The 25,459-nt window shown below is 69.9% G+C and carries 21 protein-coding genes; 12 read left to right on the top strand and 9 right to left on the bottom strand.

The annotated features are described in order from the left end of the window. The first annotated feature begins 1 nt into the window (after position 1). From G6N75_RS15275 to G6N75_RS06395, 3 genes are read left to right on the top strand one after another with little or no spacing between them, the layout of a single operon-like run. Positions 2-808 (top strand): transporter, encoded by an 807-nt coding sequence (locus tag G6N75_RS15275; RefSeq protein WP_165347524.1) that lies wholly within the window; start codon positions 2-4, stop codon positions 806-808. A gap of 37 nt (positions 809-845) precedes the next feature. Beyond that, complete coding sequence (locus G6N75_RS06400; protein WP_165347523.1) at positions 846-1,958, top strand: choloylglycine hydrolase family protein; 1,113 nt, start codon at positions 846-848, stop codon at positions 1,956-1,958. A 34-nt stretch (positions 1,959-1,992) separates the two neighbouring features. Then, complete coding sequence (locus G6N75_RS06395) at positions 1,993-3,729, top strand: amidohydrolase (RefSeq protein WP_206202973.1); 1,737 nt, start codon at positions 1,993-1,995, stop codon at positions 3,727-3,729. A 13-nt stretch (positions 3,730-3,742) separates the two neighbouring features. Here G6N75_RS06395 and mgtE read toward each other — a convergent pair whose 3' ends face one another. After that, the gene (mgtE, locus tag G6N75_RS06390; protein ID WP_165347522.1) at positions 3,743-5,125 is read right to left on the bottom strand and encodes a magnesium transporter; all 1,383 of its coding nucleotides are present in this window, start codon (positions 5,123-5,125) and stop codon (positions 3,743-3,745) included. Between the two features lie 149 nt (positions 5,126-5,274). Between mgtE and G6N75_RS06385 the strand changes: the two genes are divergently transcribed. Continuing rightward, the gene (locus G6N75_RS06385) at positions 5,275-5,658 is read left to right on the top strand and encodes a CBS domain-containing protein (protein ID WP_240900981.1); all 384 of its coding nucleotides are present in this window, start codon (positions 5,275-5,277) and stop codon (positions 5,656-5,658) included. A 27-nt stretch (positions 5,659-5,685) separates the two neighbouring features. Here the strand turns inward: G6N75_RS06385 and G6N75_RS06380 are convergent, their stop codons facing one another. The 3 genes from G6N75_RS06380 to G6N75_RS06370 all read right to left on the bottom strand — a co-directional run bounded on the left by G6N75_RS06380 (position 5,686) and on the right by G6N75_RS06370 (position 11,039). Then, positions 5,686-7,989 (bottom strand): tetratricopeptide repeat protein, encoded by a 2,304-nt coding sequence (locus G6N75_RS06380; RefSeq protein ID WP_165347520.1) that lies wholly within the window; start codon positions 7,987-7,989, stop codon positions 5,686-5,688. 129 nt (positions 7,990-8,118) lie between these two features. Next, on the bottom strand, positions 8,119-9,669 hold the full coding sequence (locus tag G6N75_RS06375; RefSeq protein ID WP_165347519.1) for an alkaline phosphatase: 1,551 nt from the start codon (positions 9,667-9,669) through the stop codon (positions 8,119-8,121). A gap of 104 nt (positions 9,670-9,773) precedes the next feature. Next, positions 9,774-11,039 carry an MgtC/SapB family protein gene (locus tag G6N75_RS06370; RefSeq protein WP_165347518.1) on the bottom strand — a complete coding sequence of 422 codons (1,266 nt, stop codon included), beginning with the start codon at positions 11,037-11,039 and terminating at the stop codon, positions 9,774-9,776. Positions 11,040-11,142: 103 nt separating this feature from the next. Here G6N75_RS06370 and G6N75_RS06365 point away from each other — a divergent pair, with 103 nt between their 5' ends. Further along, positions 11,143-11,985 carry an alpha/beta fold hydrolase gene (locus G6N75_RS06365; RefSeq protein WP_165347517.1) on the top strand — a complete coding sequence of 281 codons (843 nt, stop codon included), beginning with the start codon at positions 11,143-11,145 and terminating at the stop codon, positions 11,983-11,985. Positions 11,986-11,997: 12 nt separating this feature from the next. Here G6N75_RS06365 and G6N75_RS06360 read toward each other — a convergent pair whose 3' ends face one another. Both G6N75_RS06360 and G6N75_RS06355 read right to left on the bottom strand, forming a co-directional pair. Beyond that, positions 11,998-12,594, bottom strand: a complete 597-nt coding sequence (locus G6N75_RS06360; protein WP_165347516.1) for a hypothetical protein — start codon at positions 12,592-12,594, stop codon at positions 11,998-12,000. Then, positions 12,591-13,085, bottom strand: coding sequence for a sigma-70 family RNA polymerase sigma factor (locus tag G6N75_RS06355; protein WP_165347515.1), 495 nt, complete (start codon positions 13,083-13,085; stop codon positions 12,591-12,593). Before G6N75_RS06355 ends, G6N75_RS06360 begins: the two co-directional genes overlap by 4 nt. Before the next feature lie 192 nt (positions 13,086-13,277). Between G6N75_RS06355 and G6N75_RS06350 the strand changes: the two genes are divergently transcribed. From G6N75_RS06350 to G6N75_RS06340, 3 genes are all read left to right on the top strand, one after another. Next, positions 13,278-13,616, top strand: coding sequence for a hypothetical protein (locus tag G6N75_RS06350; protein WP_165347514.1), 339 nt, complete (start codon positions 13,278-13,280; stop codon positions 13,614-13,616). An 86-nt stretch (positions 13,617-13,702) separates the two neighbouring features. Next, positions 13,703-14,359 (top strand): DoxX family protein, encoded by a 657-nt coding sequence (locus tag G6N75_RS06345; protein WP_165347513.1) that lies wholly within the window; start codon positions 13,703-13,705, stop codon positions 14,357-14,359. Between the two features lie 139 nt (positions 14,360-14,498). Then, positions 14,499-16,910 carry a fused MFS/spermidine synthase gene (locus G6N75_RS06340; RefSeq protein ID WP_165347512.1) on the top strand — a complete coding sequence of 804 codons (2,412 nt, stop codon included), beginning with the start codon at positions 14,499-14,501 and terminating at the stop codon, positions 16,908-16,910. Positions 16,911-16,929: 19 nt separating this feature from the next. Here the strand turns inward: G6N75_RS06340 and G6N75_RS06335 are convergent, their stop codons facing one another. Beyond that, positions 16,930-17,808 carry an alpha/beta hydrolase gene (locus tag G6N75_RS06335; protein WP_165347511.1) on the bottom strand — a complete coding sequence of 293 codons (879 nt, stop codon included), beginning with the start codon at positions 17,806-17,808 and terminating at the stop codon, positions 16,930-16,932. A gap of 163 nt (positions 17,809-17,971) precedes the next feature. Between G6N75_RS06335 and pgaA the strand changes: the two genes are divergently transcribed. The 4 genes from pgaA to pgaD are packed head-to-tail and all read left to right on the top strand — an operon-like array spanning position 17,972 to position 24,106. Then, complete coding sequence (pgaA, locus tag G6N75_RS06330) at positions 17,972-20,377, top strand: poly-beta-1,6 N-acetyl-D-glucosamine export porin PgaA (RefSeq protein WP_165347510.1); 2,406 nt, start codon at positions 17,972-17,974, stop codon at positions 20,375-20,377. Further along, positions 20,377-22,329 (top strand): poly-beta-1,6-N-acetyl-D-glucosamine N-deacetylase PgaB, encoded by a 1,953-nt coding sequence (gene pgaB, locus G6N75_RS06325; protein WP_165347509.1) that lies wholly within the window; start codon positions 20,377-20,379, stop codon positions 22,327-22,329. Before pgaA ends, pgaB begins: the two co-directional genes overlap by 1 nt. Continuing rightward, positions 22,329-23,600 carry a poly-beta-1,6-N-acetyl-D-glucosamine synthase gene (gene pgaC / locus G6N75_RS06320; RefSeq protein ID WP_240900980.1) on the top strand — a complete coding sequence of 424 codons (1,272 nt, stop codon included), beginning with the start codon at positions 22,329-22,331 and terminating at the stop codon, positions 23,598-23,600. Before pgaB ends, pgaC begins: the two co-directional genes overlap by 1 nt. Next, positions 23,597-24,106: a poly-beta-1,6-N-acetyl-D-glucosamine biosynthesis protein PgaD gene (gene pgaD, locus G6N75_RS06315; protein WP_165347508.1), complete on the top strand. Its 510-nt coding sequence runs from the start codon at positions 23,597-23,599 to the stop codon at positions 24,104-24,106. The genes pgaC and pgaD overlap by 4 nt, the downstream gene beginning before the upstream one ends. Here the strand turns inward: pgaD and G6N75_RS06310 are convergent. Both G6N75_RS06310 and G6N75_RS06305 read right to left on the bottom strand, forming a co-directional pair. Next, positions 24,051-24,563 carry a LysM and BON domain-containing protein gene (locus tag G6N75_RS06310; RefSeq protein ID WP_165347507.1) on the bottom strand — a complete coding sequence of 171 codons (513 nt, stop codon included), beginning with the start codon at positions 24,561-24,563 and terminating at the stop codon, positions 24,051-24,053. The two genes, pgaD and G6N75_RS06310, sit on opposite strands and share 56 nt — an antisense overlap. A 19-nt stretch (positions 24,564-24,582) precedes the next feature. After that, the gene (locus G6N75_RS06305; RefSeq protein WP_165347506.1) at positions 24,583-25,428 is read right to left on the bottom strand and encodes a hypothetical protein; all 846 of its coding nucleotides are present in this window, start codon (positions 25,426-25,428) and stop codon (positions 24,583-24,585) included. Positions 25,429-25,459: the final 31 nt, after the last annotated feature.

Below are 25,459 nucleotides of genomic sequence, written 5' to 3'. Positions count from 1 at the left end.
TATGAACCGTTACACCACACCCCTTCCCGTGCTCGCCCTGGCGGCCCTGTGGACGACCACCGCCACGGCGCAGGAGAGCAAGGAAGACCTCGCCAAGCAGCTCGCCAATCCCGTGGCCGCCCTGGTCAGCGTGCCGTTCCAGCTTAACTACGACCAGAATATTGGTCCGGCCGACGACGGCGAGCGCTGGACCCTGAACATCCAGCCGGTCATCCCGTTCAGCCTCAACGAGGACTGGAACATCATCTCGCGCACCATCGTGCCGCTGATCGACCAGTCCGACATCTTCCCCGGCGCCGGCAGCCAGTCCGGGCTGGGCGACATCATACAAAGCGTCTTCTTCTCGCCCGTCGAGCCGACCGCCGGCGGCTGGATCTGGGGCGTCGGACCCGCTTTCCTGCTGCCGACGGCGACGGACGAGCTGCTCGGGGCGGACAAGTGGGCCGTGGGCCCGACGGCGGTGGCGCTGCGCCAACAGGGCCCATGGACCTACGGCGGGCTCGTCAATCACCTCGTTTCCTTCGCCGGTGATGACGATCGCGGTGACATCAACGCCACGTTCCTGCAGCCGTTCGTCTCGTACACTACGCCCGACGCCTGGACCTTCACCCTGCAGACCGAGAGCACCTACGACTGGGAAGGCGAACAGTGGAACTTTCCGGTGGTCGCGGTCGCGTCGAAGGTGACGAAAATCGGCGAGCAGCTGGTGAGCATCGGCGGCGGCATCCGATACTATGTGGACAGCCCGGATGCGGGCGCGGAAGGCTGGGGTGCGCGTGTCGTGATCACGCTCCTGTTCCCGAGGTGATGACGCAGGCCAGAGAACGGTAACGAGGAGCAAGATCATGACGACAAGCACACGACATATACCGAGAATACTCTCGCGGGCTGTCATCCTCGCCGGGAGCTTCTGCCTGGCCGCCGGACAGGCGCTGGCCTGCACCGGCATCATCCTGCGCGCAGAGGACGGCGCGATCGTGCCTGCCCGGACGCTGGAGTTCAGCTTCGATATCCAGTCGAACATATACGCGGTTCCGGCAGGCACCGAGATCGAAACGCTGGCGCTCGATGCAGATGAGTCGGGCTTCACTTTTACTGCGAAATACGGTTTCCTCGGCGCCAACGCATTTGAGTTCCCCGTGGTCTTTGACGGGATCAATACCGAAGGACTTTATTTCGGCGCCTTCTACTTCGCGACGGAGGCGGTGTTCGGAGAGGTCTCCGATGACAACCGTGACCGCGCCGTGTCTTCGGATGAACTCGGGAACTGGGTCCTGGGCCAGTTCACGACCGTGGAAGAGGTCCGCGCCGCCCTGCCGAAGATCGAGGTCGTCGGCACCTATGTCGACGTGATCGACGGCTTTGCGCCCTTCCATTACCTGGTCGCCGACGCCTCGGGTGCCGCGATCGTGATCGAGTACACCGCGGCAGGGCTCACCATCCACGATAACCCCGTCAATGCGATCACCAACGATCCGACCTTCGACTGGCACCTGACCAATCTCAGCAACTACATCGGCCTGCAGGCGGAGAACCGCGAGACGATCACCGTCGGCGACCTGACCCTCGCGACCTTCGGACAGGGCAGCGGGATGATCGGGCTGCCTGGTGATTTCTCCTCGCCGGCCCGTTTCGTGCGCGCCGTGGCGTTCGCCAACACCGCGCTGCCCTCTGCCACCGGCGACGAAGCCGTATTCCAGGCCTTTCACATCCTGAACGCCTTCGACATCCCCAAGGGCGCGGTTCGTGAAACCGGTGCCACGGAGATGCACACGGATTACACGGTGTGGTCGTCGGCCTCCGATACCGCCAGCCGCAGTTACTACTTCAAGACCTACAAGACACAGGCCATTGAGAAAATCGACGTGCGGGCGGCGCTCGACGGCCTCCACGCGCCGGCCGTGCTGACGATGGAGAGCGGTTTCGTTGTCCGGGACCGCACCAAAGACTTCCGGTGAGCATCGCGAATTGGAGTAGAGAGTAATGCTGCATATGCGTCGACTGATAGGCTTGTTCACCTTGTTGATCGCCGGCGCGGTGCATGCCCAGGAGGCCGATCCCGCGGAGGAGGCGATGGCCGCGGCCGTCGAGGCGGTCGAGGCCGCCGAGGTGATCTATTACGGCGGCGACATCCTGACACTGGATGCCGGCGACACGGTCGCCGAAGCGCTGGCGGTCGCGGACGGCCGGATTCTTGCCGCAGGCCGGGCCAAGACGGTATTCACCCACCGTACCGAGGCGACGGAAGTGGTGGACCTGCAGGGCCGCACCATGGCCCCCGGCTTCATCGACAGCCACAGCCACTACTTCAATGCGTTGCTCCTGGCCGACCAGGTCAACCTGTATCCGCCGCCGGCCGGGCCGGGCGCCGATGTCGACAGCATCGTCGCCGAGCTCGAGCGATTCGCCGAGGCGCGGGCGATCCCGGCAGGGCAGATGATCATGGCGTACGGCTATGACGACACGGTCATGCCGGACGGACGCCTGCTCAACCGTGACGACCTGGATGCGGCCTTTCCGGACAACCCGGTGCGCGTCGACCACATCTCCATGCACGGCGCGGTGCTGAACAGCCGGGCGCTCGAGCACTACGGCATCGGCGCCGAGACCGAAACGCCGCCGGGCGGCGTCATCGTCCGCAAGCCGGGTACGAACGAGCCCTGGGGGCTGATCATGGAAACCGCCTTCCTCCCGGTCTTCGAGCAGACGCCGCCGCTCACGCCGGAGGAGGAGATCGCAGGCACCCGGGCCGCGCACCGCATGTACGCCGCCGCCGGTATCACCACGGCACAGGAAGGCGCCACGCACCTGCACCAACTCCAGGCGATCACGCGCGCGGCGGACGCCGGCGCCCACAGCATCGATGTCGTGGTGTTCCCCTTCATCACCGACGTGGACAAGATCCTGGCCGAGTTCCCGCTCGAGCTGTGGGGCGAGTACCGGAAGCGAGTGAAGATCGGCGGGGTGAAGATCACCATCGACGGCTCTCCCCAGGGCCGCACCGCGGCCTTCACGACGCCGTACCTGACGGGCGGCCCGAGCGGCGAGGAGAACTGGAAAGGCGAGCTGTTCGCCCCGCAGGAAGTCATCAACCAGGGCCTGAAGAAGGTCTACGGACTCGGCGTGCCGGTGACTTTCCACGTCAATGGCGATGCGGCCATCGACTCGCTGATCGCGGCCCACGAGTTCGCGGCGGCCGACGATCCGACCCGCTACCGCAACGTCACGGCCATCCACGCCCAGTTCACCCGCCGCGACCAGGTCGACGCCTTCGCCAAGTACCAGATCAGGCCCTCTTTCTACGCGCTGCACACCTACTATTTCGCGGAGGCGCATATCGAGAACCGCGGCCCGGAGCAGGCGGCGTACATCAGCCCGATTCGCGACGCGATCGACGCCGGCCTGCGGCCGACCAACCACACCGATGCCCCCGTGGTACCGCTCGACCAGATGTTCATGCTCTGGTCGGCGGTCAACCGTATTTCCCGTGCGGGTGACGAGATCGGGCCAGGGCAGAGGGTCACGCCGCTGGAAGGACTGAAGGCGATGACGCTATGGGCGGCCGAGCAGTACGGCGAGCAGGACAGCAAGGGCTCGCTGGAGGCCGGCAAGGTCGCCGACCTGGTGATCCTGGACCGCAACCCGCTGACGGTGGAGCCGATGTCGATCAAGGACATCCGGGTCGTCGAGACCATCAAGGACGGGCGTACGGTCTATCGGGCCGAATAACCGGGAACAGAACTCACAGCACGATCAGCGCCGCCAGGCCGAGGAAGGCGAAGAACCCGACCACGTCGGTGACGGTGGTGACGAAGGGCCCGGAGGCCAGCGCCGGGTCCACGCCCATCCGGTCGAGCGCCAGCGGCAGCACGATCCCGGCGAAGGCCGCGGCGGCCAGCGTCAGCATCATCGCGATCGCGATCACCACGGCGAGCATCGGCACGCCGAACCAGAAGGCCACGACCAGCGACATGACGATGCCGAAGGCGGCGCCGTTGAGCGTGCCGACGACGACCTCGCGCCACAGCACGCGCCGGGCGTTCTTGCCGGTCAGCTCGCGCGTGGCCAGGGCGCGCACCGCGACCGTCATCGACTGGGTCCCGGCGTTGCCGCCCATGGACGCGACGATGGGCATCAGCACGGCCAGGGCGACCAGCGCGTTGATTTCGTCCTGGAACAGGGAGATCACGTAGGAGGCGAGGATCGCCGTCAGCAGGTTCACGAACAGCCAGACGAAGCGCCCGCGCGTCGTGTCCCAGATCCGGTCGCTGAGGGAGCTCTCCTCGCTGACGCCGGCCAGGCGCAGGATGTCTTCCTCGTGCTCCTCGTCGAGGACGTTCATGGCGTCGTCGATGGTGATCACGCCGACCAGCTGCTCCGCCTCGTCGACCACGGGCATCGAGATGAGGTGGTACTTGTTAAACAGGTGCGCGACCTCTTCCTCGTCCTCGCTCGCCCGGACGGTGCGGAAGCTCTCCTCGGTGATGTCCTGCAGCAGCACGTCGCGCCGCGAGGCCAGCATCCGGCCCAGCGTCACGTAGCCGCTCGGGCGGCCGTCCGGGTCCACCAGGATGACGTGATAGAACTGGTCGGGCAGCCATTCGGCGGCGCGCAGGTAATCGATCATTTCACCGACGTTCCACTGCGCCGGCGCGGTCACGGTCTCCACCTGCATCAGGCGCCCGGCGGAATTCTCCGGCCAGGACATGGCGCTCTGGACGGCCTCCCGGTCCTCGGTCTCCAGTGAGTCCAGGATGAAGTCCCGCGCCGGGTGCTCCAGGTCTTCGAGGATGTCGACCAGGTCGTCGGAGTCCAGCTCGCGCACCGCCTCCGCCAGCACCTCCGGCGGCAGCACGTCGATCACCTCGTCCCGGATCGACTCGTCGATTTCGGAGAGAATCTCGCCCTCGAACTCGGCCGCGTAGAGCCGCAGGAAGGTCGCGCGCTGCTCCGGGTCGAGCTGTTCCAGCAGGTCGGCGATATCAGCGGGATGGACCGGCTCGAGCGCCGTCTTCAGGGCGCCCGCGTCTTGCGCCGCGATGGCTGCGCGGATCACCGACCACTGCTCGGGCGTGAGTTCCTCGAGAACCTCGGCGACGGCCTCGGCGGCTTCAGGCTGCTGCATCGGGATCTCCTGGTCGTGGGCGCGGCCCCGCTATCTTACGCGGACTGCCGGCGACAAGCTGCGGCCGGATCTGGGGTATGCTGCCCCGACTCCTGCCATCCTCCGATAATGCTGCGCGGTACCGGGACATGGTTGCAATAACGCAGTTGATGAGCGCCAGCCCGGTCACGGTCGGGCCGGACGACACGCTGGCGACGGTCCGGGAGATTTTCCACCACCTCAAGTTCCATCACCTGCCGGTGGTGGAGCACCACGCGCTGATCGGGGTGGTGTCGGACCGCGACCTGTTGAAAGCCCTCAGCCCGCACCTGGGCTCGGCCGCCGAGACCACCCGCGACCTCGCCACCCTGAAAAAACGCGTGCACCAGGTGATGCGACGCGAGCTCGTGACGCTGCCGGCCACGGCGGTGCTGATGGACGCGGTCCGGGTGTTCAACCGCGAGGGCGTGTCCTGCATTCCGATCGTGGACGAGCAGGGCCGGCCGCTGGGGATCCTGACCTGGCGCGACGTGATGCGGGCGCTCGAACAGTAGCGGGCGGGGCGCCGGCGGAAAGGCTGCTCAACCGGCCGACTTGAGCGCCGCCAGCTTGTCCCGCGCCAGCGGCGGGTAGGCATAAGCCTCGTCCGCGGAAGCCCAGGTCGCCAGGGCGCGTTCGAGGTGCCGGATCGCCTCCGCACGCTGCCCGCGCGCCTCGAGAACCAGGGCCAGCTCGTAATTCGCGCGGCCTTGCGAGGGCTGGGCCCTGAGCGTTGCCCGGAGCTGCTGCTCGGCCGCCTCGAGGTCGCCCATGGCACGGTATACCCGCCCTAGCTGCAGCGGAATCGAGGTGTCGGTCGGGGACAGCCGCATCTCCTCCTCGTAGGCGGCGATCGCCTCCGGCCACTCGCCGCGAATCTCGTGCAGCCGGCCCTGGCCGAAGACGATGTCCCGCTCCAGCACGTTGAATCCCGTGTGCGCGAGCATTGCCCGGGCGTCGTCCAACGCGGTCGCCAGGGTCGCGGCGTCCTCCCGCGCCTCGTGCACTGCCATCCGCCCGATCGGAACCAGCGAGTCCATCGGGGGCTGGAGCTGTCCGGAGAGCTCCTCGAGGCGTTCCAGCGCTTCCTCGGCCTGCCCGGCATGCACCCAGGCCCTGAGCCCCAGCAGCCGAAGTTGGATGTTGGCAACCGGCGGCTGGAACTCCGCCCCCACGGCCTCGGACTCGAGCTGGTAGTCAAGGGCGCGACTGAACGCCCCACGAAAGTCATGGTAGCGCCGGATCGAGCGCAACACGGTGAAGCGCTGCTCGGGCGACTTCGCCGCCGCCAGCGCGCGCTCATTGGCGGCCTCGGCGGCCTCGAACTCGCCCACGTCCGTGTGCAGTTCTGCCAGCCCGGTGATGACGCCCACGTCTTCCGACGCGACCAGGGAGGCGCGTTCATACAGGGCGCGGGCCGCCGCGTGGTTGCCGACGCGCCTTTCCAGCTGCGCGAGGAGGATCAACCCGTCCTGGTGACCTGGCCGTTCCTCGATGATTCGCTCGTAGGCGACCCGGGCGGCGTCCGGCCGGCCGAGCTGCTCGTTCAACTGGCCCACCTGCTGGACGAGATCCAGCCGCGTCGGGTCCAGCGCGAGCGCCTTCTCGAGAGCCGCCACCGCACCCTCGAAATCGCCCTGGAGCCTGCGTACATGGGCGCTGTAAAACTGCGCGTCGAGATCCTGGGGATAGAGTTCGGCCCACATCTCATAGACCGCGAAGGCCTTCGGCAGGTCGCGCTGCATGCCGTACCACTCGGCCCGCACGGCGAACTGGAAGCGTTCGGGCATGCGGTAGAGGTGGTCCATGGTGGTCCGAATGGCCGCCGTGGCCGCGGCGACGTCGCCACTGAGAATACTCAGCTGGTAGAGCGTGAACGCCGCAGCGGCATAGCTCGGGTCCAGTTCCACCGCCTGTCGGAGCTCGGCCCGGGCGGCATCGAAGTCGTCCCGCTCCAGCAACACCCGGTCAGCCTGGCCATAGGCTCGCAGCGCCTCGATGGAATCCGTGGCATGGTCCCGCGCCGGCAGGTCCAGGCCCTCGTCGACGTACCTGCCCGGCAAGCCGAGGTCCTTGCGCAGCTGAATGGCCGCATCGTCGATCAGCGCCATCAGGTCCGTGCCCTCGTAACCGCGTTCCGCCACCAGCCCGCCGCGCTCCGCGTCGTGGAGCAGCACCGAGAAGCGGAACGTGGAGCCGTCGTAGGCGAAGCGCCCGTCCACAAAGTAGTCGAGGTTGAGCTCCCGCGTGATCCGCCGCTTCAGGGGTCGCGGCACCTCGCCGACCTCGTAACCCGCGCTGCGTGCCTTGTCCCGAAACAGCGCCGGCGGTCGCAGGTCGATGAACATGTCCTGCACCATGTCGATGCTGAGCACCTTGAGGGCGCCGTAAGCGAGCGCAATGGTGTCGTCGCCGCCGCCCTCGACGTCGAAGGGAAACAACACCAGGCTCTTGCGGAACTCGCTCTTCGGCACCACGCGCTCGACCGCGTTGCCTTCCGGGTCTTCGACCGTGACCGTGGTCGTCATCGCGCCCAGGTCGCGGCCCGCGAACAGCGCAGCCAGCACGGTGACGGTGAGCAGCGCGTTGAGGGGAATGAAGATCTTCTCGGCCCGCCGCCACTGGTCGGGTCCGCGCCGGCCGTGAAACCAGGTGAACAGGACGACGCTCGGCAGCATCATCAGCAGCAGCAACAGGACCAGGTTCGTCAGGTGGGGGGAGAGCAGGAAGCGTTCCTCGAGAAAGGCGAAGAACTCGATGAGCACCCAGGACCCCGCCAGGTAGGCGGCCAGGTATTGCGGCACCCGCCGATCCAGCAAGTCCCTGGTGATGCTCTTACTACCCATGGGGCCTCCCCCTGCGCCCGCAGCCGGAACGTTAACGATAGCATTCGCAATAGCGCGCTCCACCCGATTCTAGCGGTGCGGCCGGAATGAATCATGGTGGCCGGCTTCGCCGCCGGCCCGGCCACGGGCTTAGCGTGCCAGGGCCTCGCGCATGACGTGGAACACGGCCGTGTTGTCCACGTAGCCGCCGTCCCAGCCGTAGGGCTCGCCCCACAGCGCCGCGGCCTGGAGGTCGGTGCGGGCGAACTCCGCGAAGCGTCCCGCGCCGGCGCCCAGCGCCCACAATGGCACCAGCTCGTTGGTGTGGCGGCCGGACGCCCACTGGTGGCCGGGCATCCGGCCGGCGCCGCGATCCTGCACGGCGCGAAAGCCGAGAAAGGTGTCCTCCGCCGGCTGGTACCGGGCCGCCTCGACCGCCTCCTCGGAGCGGTCGGCGGCGAGCCAGCCTCCCGTGCCGTTGCGGAACGTGCCCTCGCCCCACAGCCCGCCGGTCTCGTGGTCGGAGGTAATCACCAGCAGAGTCTCGTCCCAGCCCGAGTTGGCCTCGACCCAGGCGATAACGGCGGCCACGGCCTCGTTGAAGGCGGCCTGTTCCTCGATGAACCGCGGCAGGTCGTTGTCGTGCCCCATCCAGTCCACCGCCCCGCCCTCGACCGCGAGGAAGAACCCGCCAGGGTCCCGGCCGAGCACGTTCAGGGCCCCGGTGGCCATCACGGCCAGCGTGGGCACGGCGGGATTCAGGGCCATGCCCGAAGGTTCGTCGGCAGCCGGCAGGCCCTGGCGGTCGGCCTGCAGGGTGGTGCGGCTGCGGGCAATGCCGACGACCCGCGCCGGGACCTCGTCCCCCGCCGCCAGTGCCTCGAAGTCGCTCTTGGCCTCGATGAACACGCGCACGTGCGGCCCGGCGCCCCCGGCCAGCGCCGCCCAGGTCTCCGGTCCGCCGACTGCCGCGAAAGACTCCGCATCGCCTGCCGGGGGTTCGACGCGGTTGCCGCTGGAGTCATAGCCGGGGTGGCCGGCGCCCATGATCACGGCCAGGTCGCTGGCCAGCATCTCCCGGAATATGCCCGCCATGTCGCTGCGCGTGGAATTGTGCGCGATGACCGCCGCGGGGGTCGCATGCGAGGCCTGGACCGAGGTCACGACCCCGGCGGCCCGGCCCTGCTCCAGCGCGACCTGGGCAATGGTGCGAAAGGCGATCTCGCCGCGCCAGTCCATGTTGATGCGGCCGTTCGCGGTCTTGCGCCCGGTCAGCAGCGCCGTACCGGAAGCAGCGCTGTCGGTGTACGAAGTGTAGTTGAGCCCCACCGGCGGGAAGTCGTTACGCATGGCGCCGTCGAACCGCTGCCAGCGCAGGGCCGGGTCATAGCCCTGTGGGACTGCGCCGGCCGCTTGCCGGGCATCGGCCCTGCTGGGCAGGATGCGGCCGTCGGCATCGACCAGGTTCAGGGCGTAATGCGTCATGCCGTAGACGACCGGCGCGGAGCCGTCCGGGCGCCCCACCTGGTAGGACTGCGTGCCGGCGCGGCCCTGGTAGTAATCAGCGGCCAGCCAGCCGTTGAAGCCGATGCCGTCGGCGATCATGAGGATGACGTTGCGCGCGCCGCCGTCCTGGGCCGGGGCGGGGCCGGCGCAAAGGACAGCGAGGACGAGGATGGCGAAAAGGCGCTGCAGTTTCATGCGCGGAGCTCCGGCACGCAGTGGGGGGCGGGATTTTATGCCCAGTGGTTAACGACCTTGTCTCAGGCGCATGACAGAATTGTGATGCCCGGGGGCCGCGGGCCTCACCAGACCCACAGCCACGCCGTCGTGAGCCCGCCCGCGACGGCGGCCAGCAGCGGGCCGGCGACCCGCAGGCCGACGGGGCGCCCGCCGATAAAGGCGGCCATGCCGCCCTTGACCAGCGTGTTCACGCTCGCGGCGATGACGATGCCGGTCACGGCGACGGGCACCGCCAGGTCTTCGCTGCTCATGCGCGCCAGCGAGAGCGTAATCGCGTCCACGTCGGCCACGCCGGAGGCGGCGGCGAGCGCCAGCACGCCGGCCTCCCCGAACCACTGCCGCAGGGCCTTGCTGAGCAACATGATCAGCGCCAGCAGCGAGCCGAATGCCAGCGCGGTCTTCAGCTCCAGCGGGTTCTGGAGCGGCGCGGCGCCCTCGCTGTCCTGCCGCGCCGACGCCCGCCAGTAGAACAGCGCCCCGCCGTAGGTCAGGACCCCCATCACGACCGCCGGCCAGGCCAGCTGCGCAAACAGCTGCGGGTTGACCAGGCTGCCGACCAGCAGCATGCGCGGAAACATGGTGCCGCAGGCGAGCAGGATGCCGGTGGCGAGCATGGCGGGCGGGACCTTGCCGGCCCGCGCCACGCGCGAGAAATGCAGGGTCACGGCGGTCGAGGACGCCAGCCCGCCGAACAGGCCGGTGAAAATCGTGCCGCGGCGCGCGCCGGCGATCTTGATGGCGAAGTAGCCGATGAAGGAAATCGTCGCGACCAGGACGACCATCCACCAGATGGCATAGGGATTCAGCGCCTGCCAGGGCCCGTAGCCCTGGTTCGGCAGGATCGGCAGCAGCACCACGGAGATGAGCAGCAGCTTGATGACGGCCTGCAACTCGCCCGCCTCGAGCGCGCCCACCCAGCGGTGCAGGACCGGCTTGGCGCTCAGCAGCAGCGTCGTGACCACCGCCGCGGCGGCAGCCACCGCCGCCTCGCCCATGGCCGCCAGCGCGCCGAAGGCGAAGGTGAGCAGGGCGCTGACCTGGCTGGTCATGCCCACGTCTTCATTGCCCTCGCGCAGGTTGACGACGTAGATCGCCGCCACCGCGCCCGCGAGCCCGACAAACCCCAGGCCCAGCACCAGCTGCCCGAACTGCTCCGCCAGCAGCGCCAGGACGCCGCCCAGCAGCCCGATCAGCCCAAAGGTGCGAACCCCGGCGATCCGCTCGCCCTCTTTCGCCTCCCGCTCCTGCCAGCCGCGCTCGGTCCCGATCAGGAGGCCGATCGCCAGGGCCACGCCAAGATGGTAGAAAACCAGCTGCGCCTCGTTCATGCCCTAAATATAGTCGCTGGTCCCCCGGGCGCGTCGCGTAGCGGAAGCCCGCGCACCGTGGCAGACTCGAGCGCCATCGCATCGCAACGTCGCGAGGACCGCCGTGGACAACCCCGCGCCGCGGTTTCACTGCAGGCATCGCGGCCTGAACCTGTCTTACCTCGACTCGGCGCCGGGAAACCGGGCGCGGCCGGCCGTGCTGCTGCTGCACGGCTTCCCCGATGAAGCCACGCTCTGGTCGGCGCAGTTTCCGGCCCTGCATGCCGCGGGCTACCGCTGCATCGCGCCCGACACCGTCGGCTGCGGCGAGTCGGACATCGCGCCCGGGCTGCGCGACTACCGGGCGCCGGCGATCGCCGGGGATCACCTGGCGCTGCTGGACGAGCTCGGGGTCGCCCGGGCCCATGTAGTGGGACACGACTGGGGGGCGGTGCTGGCCTGGCTGCTGGCGGGGCATTCTCCGGAGCGGGTCCGCAGCCTGGCCGTGCTCGGCGTCGGCCACCCCACCGCCTACGCCCGCGCCGGCCTGAAGCAGAAGCTGCTGGCCTGGTACACGTATTACTTCCTGCTGGCCGGCATCAGCGACCGGCTGCTCCAGGGCGACAGCCCGCTCAGCCTCACGAGGTACTTCCAGCATCCGCGCAAGGCGCAGGTCCTCGAGCGGCTGCGCCGCCCCGGCCGCATGACCGCCGCCCTGCGCATCTATCGCGCCAACGTCGCGACGGTCCTGCTGCAACGCCACCCAAAGCCCGCGGCGCCGACGCTGGGCATCTGGGCCGAGGGTGACCGGTTCCTGGTCGAGTCGCAGATGACACGCTCGGAGGGCTGGGTGACCGGCCCGTGGCGCTACCGGCGCTTCCCCGGCGACCACTGGACGCCGGTTACCGAGCCCGCGCGCCTGAACGCGGCGCTGCTCGACCACCTGCAGGCCGGACCGGGCGGCTGACCGGTATCGCGCTCAGGTGGCGACGGCGAGCAGCACCCCGTGGGTGTGGCAGAGGCAGACCTCAACGCCCGCCGAGTAGCGCACTGCGCCGGGCTCGCCGCGGTCCATGTCGGCGGCGCCGTAATGCCGCTCGGCGTCGTAGCGCGCCTGGTGCACGGAAATGAAGCCGGTTTCGGTCCGGTAACGGAGCATGGCCGCCGGCGTCGCGGCGACGGAGCTGAAGCGGGCCCCGACCAGCGTCCCCGGCACGTCCTCGACTTCCGCCGGGTCGAGCAGGTTGAAGCCGAGCGAGGCAAACACCTCGCGCAGTTCTCCGAGGTCGCCGGACACGATGTCCAGCGGCTCGGCCCGCAGGTGTTGCGCGGCGATCTCGTCCGCCAGCCGCTGGGTGTTGCCGCGCGCCTGCATTACGCCGATGCCCCACCAGCCGCCGACCGCGGCGACGCCGAGCCCGGCTGCAGCTCCCAGCCAGAGCCGGCGCGACGGGTCCGCAGGCGTGTCTGCCGCCAGCCGCCGCAGTTGCGCCAGCTCGCGAGCGTCCAGCGCATCCTCGCTCGCCAGCTCCCGGATGCCCTCTTTCAGGCTGACTGTCGTCGTGTCGTGCTTCATAGCGATGCTCCAAATGAGTCTCCCGCGCTCACCGCCAGGCGGTTGCGCAGGCGATGCAGGCGCGCCAGCAGGGTCCCGCGCGGCGTCCCCGTGCGCTGGCTGATCTCGTCGACCGTGTAGCCTTCCACGGCCCAGAGATGCAGGACCTCGCGCTCGACGGCAGACAGGCTGGACCAGGCGCGCCGCAGCGCGTCGCGCGAGACCGCCATGTCTTCCAGCGGCTGCAGGTCCGTCGCGATCACCCCGTCCAGCTCCTCGTATTGCGTCCAGGCCGCGGTCTTGTCACGCCGTACTTCGCTGTAAAAGCCGTTACGGACGCTGGTCATCAGGTAGGCCAGCGGCTCGTCGATGTCCTGGCGACCCGAGGCCAGGCCGCGCGTGACGGCCCCCTGCACCAGGTCATAGGCCAGGTCCCGGTCGGCGCCGAGGGAGCGGGCGTAGCGAAAGGCCCGCTGGTAGTCGTCGTCGGTCAGGCTGTGCATCGATGCCATGGGCAGGAATCCATTTATCGGTTGCTTACCCCACATGACTCGTGGCGGCGGCGCTTGATTGCACCCGGGGTCAATAAATACTTCGTGCGCGCCGATGCAATCATCCGCGCCGGCGCGGCGTCACCCCATGCAAGGACCCGCCGAACGCGGCGCGGCCCTGCACCTTAATACCGGGAACCGAGGAGAGAAACCATGAAGAAGATCCACCAGAACACGTCCGTCATCCTGGGCGCCGCCCTGCTGTCGTCGCTGGGCATCAGCGCCGCCCATGCCGCCGAGGCGTCCCCGGCCGCGCTGTTCAGCGCCGTCGACCTCGACCGCGGCTACATGCTGTCCGTGGGCGAGGGCAAATGCGGCGAGGGCAAGTGCGGCGGCGACCAGAAGGAGAAGGGCGAGGACAAGAAGGGCGCCGAGGGCAAGTGCGGCGAAGGCAAGTGCGGCGCAGCCGACAAGGAAGGCGGGCAGCAAGACGGCAAGAAAAAGGGCGCCGAAGGCAAGTGCGGCGAGGGCAAGTGCGGCGGGGTGGCCTGAGCCCCGATCCAGGCTGGCCGCGGGGTTCGGAGTGAATCCCGCGGCAGCCTTCCCTCGCCCCCCTGCCACCAACGGAGATCACCGACATGCATCCTGCCCTGACCGGACTGCCGCAGTTGTGGCGCGACATCACGGCCCGACTCGAAGGTCTCGGCGCCTGGCTCGCCCCGCTCGGGCTGCGGCTCATCCTGGCGTGGGAGTTCGGCGAGGCCGGCCTGGAGAAACTTCGCGGCGAGAACTGGTTCGCCCACGTCCAGGACAGCTTCCCCATCCCCTTCAGCATGATCAGCCCCCAGCTCAGCTGGATGCTGGCGACCTGGGCGGAACTGCTGGGCGCGGCCGCGCTGGTGCTCGGCCTGTTCACACGCTTCTTTGCTTTCTCCCTGTTCATCCTGACCTTCGTGGCGACCGCCGCGGTGCACTGGCCGGACAGCTGGTCCAGCCTGGGCGAACTCTGGCAGGGTTACGCCATCAGCGACGACGGTTACGGCAATTTCAAGCTGCCGCTGCTGTTCGCGCTGATGCTGCTGCCACTGGTGCTGAACGGCGCCGGCAAGCTGAGCCTGGACCACTGGCTCGGCAGGGCCCTGCTGCCCGCCCCGGGCCGGCCGCGGGCGGACCTCGCCGCATGGTCGCTGGCGGGCCTCGGCCTGGGCCTGCCGCTGGCGACGCTGTTGCCCCTGCCAGGGCTCGCGCTGGCGCTGCTTGGCGCGGCAGGCCTGTTCCGGGCCTTCACGCGCTAGGCGCCGCCGCGCACTAGGGGTTCTTCCCACTGCCTGAAGGGTTTGCCGTGCGGCTAAGATGCTGCGACGGCCGCGGGCTTCGTGCCCGTCGCGACGGGCGCGGCGCGGGACACCCAACCCAGCCAGAGGGCTCACGCTGATGGTTTGGACCCTGAGCAACAGGCTGCTCTTCACAGCCATTTTCATCTCGGGCGCTTCGGCCCTGATCTACCAGCTGATCTGGGTCCGCCTGCTGGGACTGGTCTTCGGGGTCAGCAGCTTCGCCGTCGCCACGGTGGTTGCCGTGTTCCTGCTCGGGCTGGGCCTGGGCAGCTATTTCTTCGGCAAGTGGTCGGAGCGTACGCGCGATCCGCTGCGGATCTACCTGTACGTGGAAATCGGAATCGCCGCGACCTCGCTGCTCGCCTTCCTGGTGATCGAGACGCTGCCCGTCTACCGCTATCTGTACGAATACGCCTACAACAATCTCGGCTTCTACGGCCTCTCGCTCGCGCGGCTCCTGCTGTCGACCCTCGTGCTGCTGCCGCCGGTGTTCCTCATCGGCGGCACCATGCCGCTGCTGGCCAAGTATTTCCTGCGCAACCGGGAGCAACTCGGCTCCAGCTTCAGCAAGCTCTACTATCTCAACACGCTCGGCGCCGCCACCGGCGTACTGCTGACCGGCTTCGTGCTGGTGCGCTGGTTCGGCGTGACCGGCGCGCTGGCGATCGCCATCGCCGGCAACCTGGTGGTCGCGCTGATCGTCGCCCTGAGCAAGCGGGGCGCCCAGGACCTGGCGCCGGTCACCGGCGAGAAGGCGCCCTACTCCTACATGCTGGTGTTCCTGTTCCTCACCGGCTTCATCGCGCTGGGCTACGAGATGCTGTGGGTGCGCATCCTCTCGACCTACGGGCTGTCCACCTCGCAGGCCTTCGCGCTGATCCTTGCCGGCTTCCTGCTCGGGTTCTCGGTCGGGGCGTGGATCGTGGCGCGAAGCGTGGACCGGCGGCGCGATCTCGAGTCCTGGTTCAGCGCGGTATCGATCGTGACGGCCTTCAGCGGCGCCGTCGTGCTGCTCATTTTCCGGCAGTTCGAGCAGTTGACCGTCCTCCTGGCGGACGCCACGCCGGCCGGCCAGCTGACGCTGGGCATGGGCCTGGCCTTCACGGTGTCGTTCATCCCGGCGGTGTTCATGGGCATCCTGTTCCCGCTGGGCGTGCGCATCTACGCCCAGGACGTGGACCGCATCGGCGCCAAGGCCGGCGCCACCTTTTTCTCCAACACGCTCGGCTGCGTCCTCGGCAGCCTGCTGACGGGCTTCGTGCTCATTCCCTTCGTGGGCATGTGGAACACCACGCTCATCCTGGTCAATCTCAGCCTGCTGATCGCCCTGGCCTTCCTGCTGCGCAGCAGCCGCCCCGCCAGGATGCAGTGGGTATCCCTCGTGGTCGTCGCCGCCGTCGCCAACCTGCTGATCTTTGCCGACAGCAAGTCCTTCCACGCCGAGCTCAAGGGCCGCGACCTGCGGACCGCGGCCGAGGGCTTCGACGTCATCTATTACGCGGAAGGCCTGTCGGGCACGGTCACCGCCGTCGAGCGGGACGGCTATCGCGGCCTGTTCGTAGACGGCCAGAACGTCTCCGGGACCGATGTCGTGCTGCTCGCCGACTCGAAGATGCTGGCCCACATCCCGCTGCTGCTGGCCGAGGACCCGGAGGTGGCGCTGACGGTGGGCTACGGCACCGGCACCACCTCCGGCAGCATGCTGCTGCACGGCGTCGAGGTCCACGCCGTCGAGATCGAGCAGAAGATCATCGACGCGGCGCCGCTGTTCGGCAGCGTCAACTACCATTCCTATGCGGACCCGGACCTCGAGCTGGTGCTGGACGATGCCCGCAACTACATCGCCGCCACCGACCAGGCGTTCTCCGCGATCGTCACCGACGTGACCAACCTCAAGTACAAGCGCAACCCCTACCTCTACACGCGCGAGTACTTCGAGATCATGCGCGACGCCCTGACCCCGGAAGGCGTGGCCGCCGCCTGGCTGCCGATCGGCGGCCTGTCCTTCCAGGACCTGCGCATCCTGATCGCCACCTTCGACGACGTCTTCCCGCACACCACGGCCTGGTATTTCACCCAGTTCCCGACCCACTTCATCATCCTCGTCGGCACCCCGGAACCCACCCGGGTGGACCTGGCGGAACTGCGGCGGAGAATGGTCGGCGAGATCGAGCGCGACCTGCGCACGCTGGACGTGGACAACGTCTACGAGCTCGCCAGCATGCTGCTGCTGGGCGAGCAGGACGTGGATGAGCTGGCCGCCGGCGCGCCGCTCCACACCGACAACCGCCCGATCCTCGAGTACTCCGACATGGCTCTCTACAACGTCGAGGACGTGGCGCCCAACCTCGGCCGGCTGCTGGAGTACCAGCAGGAGGACCTGCTCGAGTACTTCAGCGGCGCCGAGCGCGAGCTCACCGAGCTCGCCGAGCACTTCAGGCTCTACAACCGCTACTACCGGAACTACATCGAGCTGTACCAGCAGCAGTTCGGCGCGCCGGGCTCCTGAGCCCGCGCGACCGGCCGCGCTACTGCTCGTGCGCGGACTCGGTCACGAACTCGGTCACGTCGTCGAGGGTAGCGGCGATCCACTGCAGGGGCGGCGCGAGCGCCGCGACCACCCGCACGTGCGCGACGCCGTCGTACAGCCGCAGCGTCACGGGCACGCCGTGCGCCTCGAGCTGCTCGGCCAGGCGCCGGCTGTGCTCGGCCAGCGCCGCGCCGTCGTCGGTCCCATGGACCAGCAGGGTCGGCGGCGCCGCGGCCGAGACGAACTCGATCGGCTGGCTGCGCGCGCGGCTCTCTGCCGGGAACACGTTCTCCAGGTAGCCGCGATCCAGCGGCAGGAAATCGTAGGGACCGGACAGGCCGATGAAGCCGGCGAGCGGCGGCGGCGAATCGCCGGCCGCCCGCAGGTAGCGCTCGTCGAGGGCCAGCAGCGCCGCGATATGGGCGCCCGCCGAATGACCCATTACGAACAGGGGGCGCTCCCCTGAGGCGACGCCGGGCAGGTTGTCGCGGGCCCAGTGCACGGCCCTGGCCCCGTCCTCCATGAATGCCGGGAAGGCCGCATGCGGATGGCCGCGGTAGTCCGGGATCAGCACCACGATGCCGGCCCGCGTCAGCCCGGAGGCGACAAACTCGAAGTTGCCGCGGTTCCCCTCGCGCCAGCCGTTGCCGTAGAAGAACACCACCACCGGGGCGTCGTCGGCGGCGTCCACCGGACGGTAGAGATCGAGGCGCTGGCGGCGCTCTTCACCGTAGGCCAGGCCGGTATCGGCCTGGTAGTGGGCCGACGGACTGAGCGCATTGACCACGGTGACCGGGCTGCAGCCGGCGAGCAGCGTCGCGGCGAGCACCGCGGCGGGCACGATCGCCAGCCAGTTGGGCGCTTGGGCGAGGCTCATGACCCACATTCTAGCGTGGCTGCCGCCGGCCGCCCGGCGCTGGCGTCGCGACCGGGCCCGAAATGGTGCGATTTCTGTCGGTTATCTCTCATTCATGACAGCCTTGCTGCCGCTAACATACGCGGTCGCTCGACGCCCCGCGTCGTCTTCCAGGCCCGTTATCTTGGTCCCAGCCGCGCTCGTCCTTTGCCTGACCTCGCTTGCCCAGCCGGCGCTCGTGCCCGGCCTGGCCGGCGCGACGGCGCCCCTCGCCGCGCGCGAGGCCGCGGTCATCCAGGCGCGCGCGGGCCGCTTCGACGCCTCTATCGCCGCGCTCCGCGCCCTGCTGGCCGATGCGCCCGGCGACCGGGCGCTGCGGGCCGACCTGGTGACGGTGCTGGAATGGGCCGGCCGGCCGGCGGAGGCGGTGGCCGCGGCTGGCGGTCTCGACGCCGCCACGCTGCCCGACTACGCCCTGCTGGCCTGGGCCCGCGCGCTGCGGGCGACGGGCGACGCCGCCGGCACGGCCGCCCTGCTCGCGCCGCAGCTCGAGCGCCAGTCGCGCAACCCGGATATCGGCGTGCTGTACGCCCTGGCCCTGAGCGATCTCGAGCGCAATGCCGAGGCCGCCGCGCACCTGGCCGCCCTGCGGGAGAAAGCGCCGGACAGCGTCGAAGCGGCAGCCGCCGCCGCCTATCTCGAGCGCCGCATCGGGCGGCCCGCGACAGCGCTGGCCGCAGCGACCGCCGCACTGGAGCTCGACCCCACGCACAACGAGGCCGGGCGGCAGCGGATCTTCGCGCTGGCCGAGCTCGGCGCCGCGGGCCGCGCCCTCGACCTCGCCCGCGCGCAGCCCGGCCTGGTGGCAGGGGCCGAGCTGCAGCGGCTGCAGCTCGAGCGCGCCGCCCAGCTGGTGCGCTGGGCCGCGCTCGCCCCCGAGGACAGCATCGAGCGCCGGGCCGACATCGCCGCCGCCCTCGGCCTGCTGGACGAGCTGCAGGCGGCGGCCGACCTGCCGCCCGCGCTGGCCCGCCGGGCCGAGTTCGACCGGATCGGGGCGCTGCGGGTGGCCGGGCGCATGGACGAGGTCATCGCGGCGTTCGAGGCCCTCGAGGGTGAGGCGCCCGCCTTCGTCCGCCAGGCCGCCGCCGACGCCTATCTCGCGGCCCGCCAGCCGGAACGAGCGGCGGCGCTCTACGAACAGGCGCTGCAGGCCGAGCCAGGGCTGGTCGAGGCGCAGTTCGGCCTGGTGTACGCGCTGGTCGAGTCCGAGCGCCATGCAGAAGCCGTGGCGCACGTCGACCGCATGGCCGCCGCGCGGCCCGCCTGGCTGGGCGCGCAGGAAGGCCAGGGTCCCAACTGGGAGCGCCTGCGCGTGGACCTGCTCGCCGCCATGGTCCGCGCGTATGCCAACCAGCCGGCCAAGGCGCAGGCCCGGCTCGAGGCGCTGGCGGCGGACGCGCCCGCCAGCGCCCAGGTGCGCCGCGAGCTGGCGACGGTGTATCGCTGGCGCGGCTGGCCCGAGCGCGCGCTGGAGCAGATCGAGCTCGCCCAGGCCTATGAGCCCGAGGTGCTCGGCGGGCGCCTGGAGCATGCGCTCACGCTCGCAGCGCTGGGGCGCTACCAGGCGGCCGACGCCCGTTTCGCTGCGCTCGACGCGGAGTTCCCGGGCCAGCCGGCCGTGGCGCGCGAGCTCGAGCGGTGGCGCGACCGCGAGCGCTGGTGGATCAGCGTCGAGGCCGGCTACGGCGAGAGCGACGGCTTCGCGGACTTCGGCTCGCGCGAGCGCAGCCTGCGCACCCGCGTGGCCGCACCCCATTTCGACTACTGGTGGCAGCCCTACGGCTTCCAGGACTGGGTGTCCGGGCGCTTCCCGGAAGGCGAGCGCACCTGGCGCCGGGCCGGCTTCGGCCTCGGCTGGCGCCGCGAGCGCCGGCACGCCTACCTGGAAGTCAGCCGCAGCCTGTCGGGCGACCCCGAAGTCGGCCTGACCGGCGGCTTCGACTGGCATCTCGACGATTACTGGAGCTTCGCCACCCGCTACGAGTCCTTCTCGCTGGACGCCCCGCTGCGGCCGCGGGCCGAGGGCCTGAGCGGCCGCAAGGCGGAAATCGCCGCGCGCTGGCAGGCGCACGAGTCGCTGGACGCACGCGCCAGCTTCAGCCGCCTGGCACTGTCCGACGGCAACGTCCGCCTGGGGCTGCTGCTGTCCTCCGACCACCGCCTGCGCGCCGATGCGCAGCACGTGACCAGCGGGCGCGGGGAACTCTACCTGTCGCGCGCCAGCCGCGAGGGCGGCCTGTATTTCAATCCCTCGCGCGACGCCTATCTCGGTTACGGCCTGCAGCACGACTGGCTGACCTGGCGCGACTACGACCGGGCCTTCACCCAGCGCTTCGCCGTCACCGCGGGCCTGTACTGGCAGGAGGACTTCGGCACCGACCCCACGGGCGCGCTGCGCTACGAACACCTCTGGCAGCTGGACCGGACGTGGCGCCTGCGCTACGGCGCGGGGTGGGCCAGCCGGGTCTACGACGGCGCCCGCGAGCGCCAGTGGGACCTGCTGCTGGCGCTGGAGGGCTACTTCTGATGCGCCGGCCCAGCTTCATGGCGGCGCTGCTGGCCGGGCTGCTGTCCTTCGCCGCGACCCCGGCGGCGCCCGCCGCTGCGGGCGAATGGGTCGCCGTCAGCTGGCACGACGTGCGCGACGAGGTCGCCCGCGAGATCGATCCGGACGCGTATGCGGTCTCGACGCGGGACCTGGCCGCGCAGTTCGAATGGCTGCGGCGACACGGCTGGCAGCCCGTCAGCCTGCAGCAGGTCATCGACGCCCACGAGGGGCGCGCCCCGCTGCCGCCGCGGGCGGTCCTGCTGAGCTTCGACGACGGGCTGGCCAGCCTGTACACCCGCGTCTTCCCGCTGCTGCAGGCCTTCGACTACCCGGCGGTGGTGGCGATCAACACCGGCTGGCTGGAGGCCGTCGCCGCCGGCGCCACCGTGCCCTACGAGGGCGCGCGGCGCGGCGCCGGCGGGTTCGTCAACTGGGAGCAGCTGCGCGCCATGGTCGATTCCGGGCTGGTGGAAATCGCCAGCCACACGCACGACCTGCACCGCGGCATCCCGGGGAACCCGCAGGGCAACCTGCAGCCGGCCGTGACGACGCTGGCCTGGCGCCCCGGCGAGGGCCGCTACGAGACGGCGGCCGAGCGCCGCGAGCGCATCAGGACGGACCTGGCCCGCAGCACGGCCATCATCGCCCGGGAGACGGGACAGCCGCCGCGCGCCGTGGCCTGGCCCTACGGCGAGTACGATGCCCTGGCCGAAGAGGTGGCCGCGGAACTCGGCATGCCCGTCTCGCTCGGCCTCGCCACCGGCGTCAACACCGTCGACCGCCTGCAGGGGCTGAACCGGCTGCTGATCACCGGCAACCCGGGCCTGGAGCGCTTCGCGCTCAACCTGCCCCAGCGCCCGACGCGCAGCATCCAGCGCGTGGCCCAGGTCGATCTCGACTACGTGTTCGACCCGGACCCGGCGCAGCAGGAACGCAACCTCGATGCGCTCATCGAGCGCATGCACGCGCTGGATATCACCACGGTCTACCTGCAGGCCTTCGCCGACCCGGACGGGGACGGCCTGGCGCGCGAGCTGTACTTCCCCAACCGGCACCTGCCCGTGCGCGCCGACCTGTTCAACCGCGTAGCCTGGCAGCTGCGCACCCGCGCCGGGGTCGAAGTGTTCGCCTGGCTGCCCGTGCTCGCCTTCGCGCCGCCGGACGAACAGCAGGCGGAAGCGCTGCGCGTGCGCCGGCACCTGCCCGACGGCGGCTCGGCGCCGGCCGGCTTCGACCATCCGCGGCTGAGCCCCTTCCTGCCCGAGGCGCGCGCGCTGGTCGGCGAGATCTACGCAGACCTCGCCCGCCATGCCCACGTGGCCGGCGTGCTGTTCCACGACGACGCCTTCCTGGCCGCCGACGAGGATGCCGCGGCCTGCCTGCCGGCGGCGAGCTGGCCCGGCGGGCATCCCCTGCCACGGCCCTGCGAGCAGCTGACGCCGGCGGACAAGACCGCAGCGCTGGTGGACTTCACGACCGAGCTGGCCGAGCGGGTGCGCCGCTACCGGCCCGCGATCCGCACGGCGCGCAGCCTCTACGCCCGGGCCGTGTTCGACCCGGCCGCCGAGGCGCGCTTCAGCCAGTCGCTGCCGGCCTTCCTCGCCGCCTACGACTACCCGGTGCTGATGGCCATGCCGGGGCTCGAGCAGGTCGCAGGCGACCCGTTGCCGTGGCTGCTCGGGCTGGTTGACACGGTGGCCGCCCATCCCGGCGGCCTCGAGGCCACGGTGTTCCAGCTCCAGGCCCGGGACTGGCGCGAGGAGCGCTGGCTCGACGCCGCGACCCTGCGGGGCCAGCTGCGCGCGCTGCTGCGCGCCGGCGCCCTCAACCTCGCCTACTACCCGGACGATTTCGTGCGCGGCCGGCCGGCGCAGGAGCCGCTGTTCCAGGGCCTGTCGAAGCGCAGCTTCCCCTACCGGGAGTCGCGCTGATGCTGAGCTGGGGAGACATGACCGGCCCGCTCGCCGTGATGTTCAATTTCGCCTTCTATTTCCCGCTGTTCATGGCGTGGATCTGGATCGTCGCCGGCCTGTGGTACCACTTCCACTGGGAACGCAAGTCACCAGGCGGGCCGGAATCGCCGCCGCCGCTGCCCGCAACGCCGCCCTGCTCGATCCTCGTGCCCTGCTTCAACGAGGCCCAGAACGTGCGCGAGACGATGACGTGGCTGGCGCAGACCGAGTACCCGGACTTCGAGATCATCGCCATCAACGACGGCAGCAGCGACGAGACCGGCGTGCTGCTGGACGCGCTGGCCGCGGAGATCCCCCGGCTGCGCGTGATTCACTTCGCTAGCAACCAGGGCAAGGCGATGGCGCTGCGCATGGGCGCGCTGGCCGCGCGCAGCGAGTACCTGGTGTGCATCGACGGCGACGCCGTGCTGCACCCCTGCGCCGTGCACTGGCTGATGCACCACCTGCTCTCGGGCCCGCGGGTCGGCGCGGTCACCGGCAACCCGTGCATCCGCAACCGCTCGACGCTGCTCGGCCGGCTCCAGGTCGGCGAGTTCTCCTCGATCATCGGCCTGATCAAGCGGGCGCAGCGGATCTACGGCCGCATCTTCACCGTGTCGGGCGTGGTCTCGGCCTTTCGCAAGGCGGCCCTGCAGCGCAACAGCTACTGGAACACGGACATGGTCACGGAGGACATCGACCTCACGTGGCTGATCCAGGCGGACCACTGGGACGTGCGCTACGAGCCCAACGCGCTGTGCTGGATCTGGATGCCCGAAACACTGCGCGGCCTGTGGCGGCAGCGCCTGCGCTGGGCCCAGGGCGGGGTGGAGGTGCTGCGCCGCTACGCCGCGCGCGTGCTGTCCTGGCGGCGGCGACGGATGTGGGGCCTGCTGGCGGAGTATTCGCTCAGCGTGGTCTGGGCCTACACCATGGCCTTCATCTTCCTGCTGTATTTCCTCGGCCTGGCGGTCGAAATGCCGCCGGCACTCACGGTGACGACCGTGCTGCCGCGCTGGAACGGCGTGATCCTCGGCTGCACCTGCCTGGTGCAGTTCGGGGTCAGCATGATGATGGACAGCCGCTACGAAAAGGGGCTCTGGCGCGACTACTTCTGGGTGATCTGGTACCCGCTGGCGTTCTGGCTGATCAGCATGGCCACCACGGTGGTGGCGGTGCCCAAGGCGCTGCTCAAGCGCCGCGGCACGCGCGCGGTGTGGGTCAGCCCGGACCGGGGGCTGCGGCCGTGACCACGCCCCGCCCGCTGCGCCACCCCGAGATTCTCTACCGGCCGGAGCTGCAGCCGGTGGGCCAGCGCACGCTGTACTCGGTGCTGACGCTGATCGCCTGGACCGTGTGGCTGTACCTGTTCGTGCCGCTGATCAGCCTGCTGGCCTGGTGGTTCGGCATCGACGCCTTCTCCCGCCACCTGCTGGAGCCCGCCGACCGCAGCGACGCGATCACGCTGCTGGGGTACGCCGGGGTCGTGGTGCTGAGCGCCGTGGTGATCGTGGCCTGGTCCTTCTACAACCTGCAGCGCTACGGCGGGCTCGACCGGCGCAAGCCGATCTCGCCGGTCAGCGACGAGGACCTGCGCGCGCGCCACGGCATCGACGCGGGCACGCTCGCTGCGCTGCGCGGGGAGCGGCGGATGGTGCTGCATCTCGACCCGGAACTCCGGGTCGAGACGCTGCCCGCCGTCACGCCTCCGGAATGCGCAACACCTGTCCCGGATAGATGCGGTCCGGGTTCGTGAGCATCGGCGTGTTGGCCTCGAAGATCACCGGATACTTGCCGGCGCTGCCGTAGAACTCGCGCGCGATCTTCGACAGCGTGTCGCCGGGCTGCACCGTGTAGAAGCGCGAGGAGGGCTGCTCCGAGCTGTCCGGCTCCGGCGCCTCTGCCGGGGCAGCGGGGGCCGCCTCGGCCGCGGCAGCCTGCGGCCGGGCCGGCGGGGTTCCCACCTTCAGCCGGTCGTCGACTTTCTCCACGCCCTTGATGTTGCCGGCCGCCAGGATCGCCTTCTCCTTGTCCTCCAGCGTCTCGGCCCAGCCGATCAGCGACACCATCTTGTCCTGCTGGTGCGCGACCACGGAGAACACCTTCAGCTTCAGGCCCAGGCCCGCGATGTGCTCGCGGACCTTGTTCTCGTCGATGGCGTCGTCGCCGAACAGCTTGTCGCCGGCGTCGGCGATGAAGTCGAAAAATCCCATGTCGTTCTCCTTAGTTGGCTCAATCGTCCCGGCCGGGTGCGCCTGCCGGCGCAGGCTGGCTGAAAATCGGCATCCCGTAAGCGGCGAAGAAGTCGCGCACCTCGGCCATCGGGGTCCGCGCGGGCAGTGAACTCTGCTGCGCGACGTTCTCCCAGGCCTGCGCCAGCTGGGTCGCCGCCGGCGGCCAGAACTCCGGCGCCGTCACCGTCTCCCACCAGGCGTCGAAGTCGCCGGGCTTCGCCGCGCGGCTCGCGTAGCGGCCCGGCGCCCAGTCCGCGAAGGTGGGCACGCGCTGGTAGAGGCGATACATCTGCGCGAGGCGTTCGCCCGCCAGCGGATCGGGCTCGCTGCTCGACTCGTGCTGCCGGCGCATGTGCTCGTAGGCCTCGCGCAGCTCCTCCCCGGCGCGGTCGAACAGGCGGTTGCCGTACCTGGCGAGCAGGTAGCGCTCGCGGCCCCAGTCCCCCCGGGCGACGGCGTCGCTCTGCTCGAGGCAACCCCTGAGCACCGGGAGCCAGTCCTCGGCCACGTTCGACACCACCAGGCTGGGGATCGAAGTGACCATGGCGAAGCGCCGGAAACCCTGCCCCGGCCGGAGCCGGACCGCGCTGGTGAAAATCCCGCTGAGGCGAGCGCGGGCATCCGGCGCCTCCAGGTCGACATGCCCGAGGCGGTAATCCTCGCCGCCGAGCAGGTGTTGCCAGCGGTAGAACACCTCGACGCCCTCGGGAGCGCCGGACTCGCGCAGGCCGAGGCAGCTCACGGTCGGTCCGTTCGGATTGAAGATGCTCCAGCTGAACCAGATGCGGCCAGGACGCTCGAGCCAGCTCGCAGCGCTGCGCTGCAGGGGAATTACCGTATGCATTTCGGTATTCTCGCAGGGTTGGCCGGGCCCG

Source organism: Thioalkalivibrio sp. XN8, from assembly GCF_011058255.1.
Taxonomy (GTDB): domain Bacteria; phylum Pseudomonadota; class Gammaproteobacteria; order Steroidobacterales; family XN24; genus XN24.
This window is presented reverse-complemented; position numbering and strand designations above follow the sequence as displayed.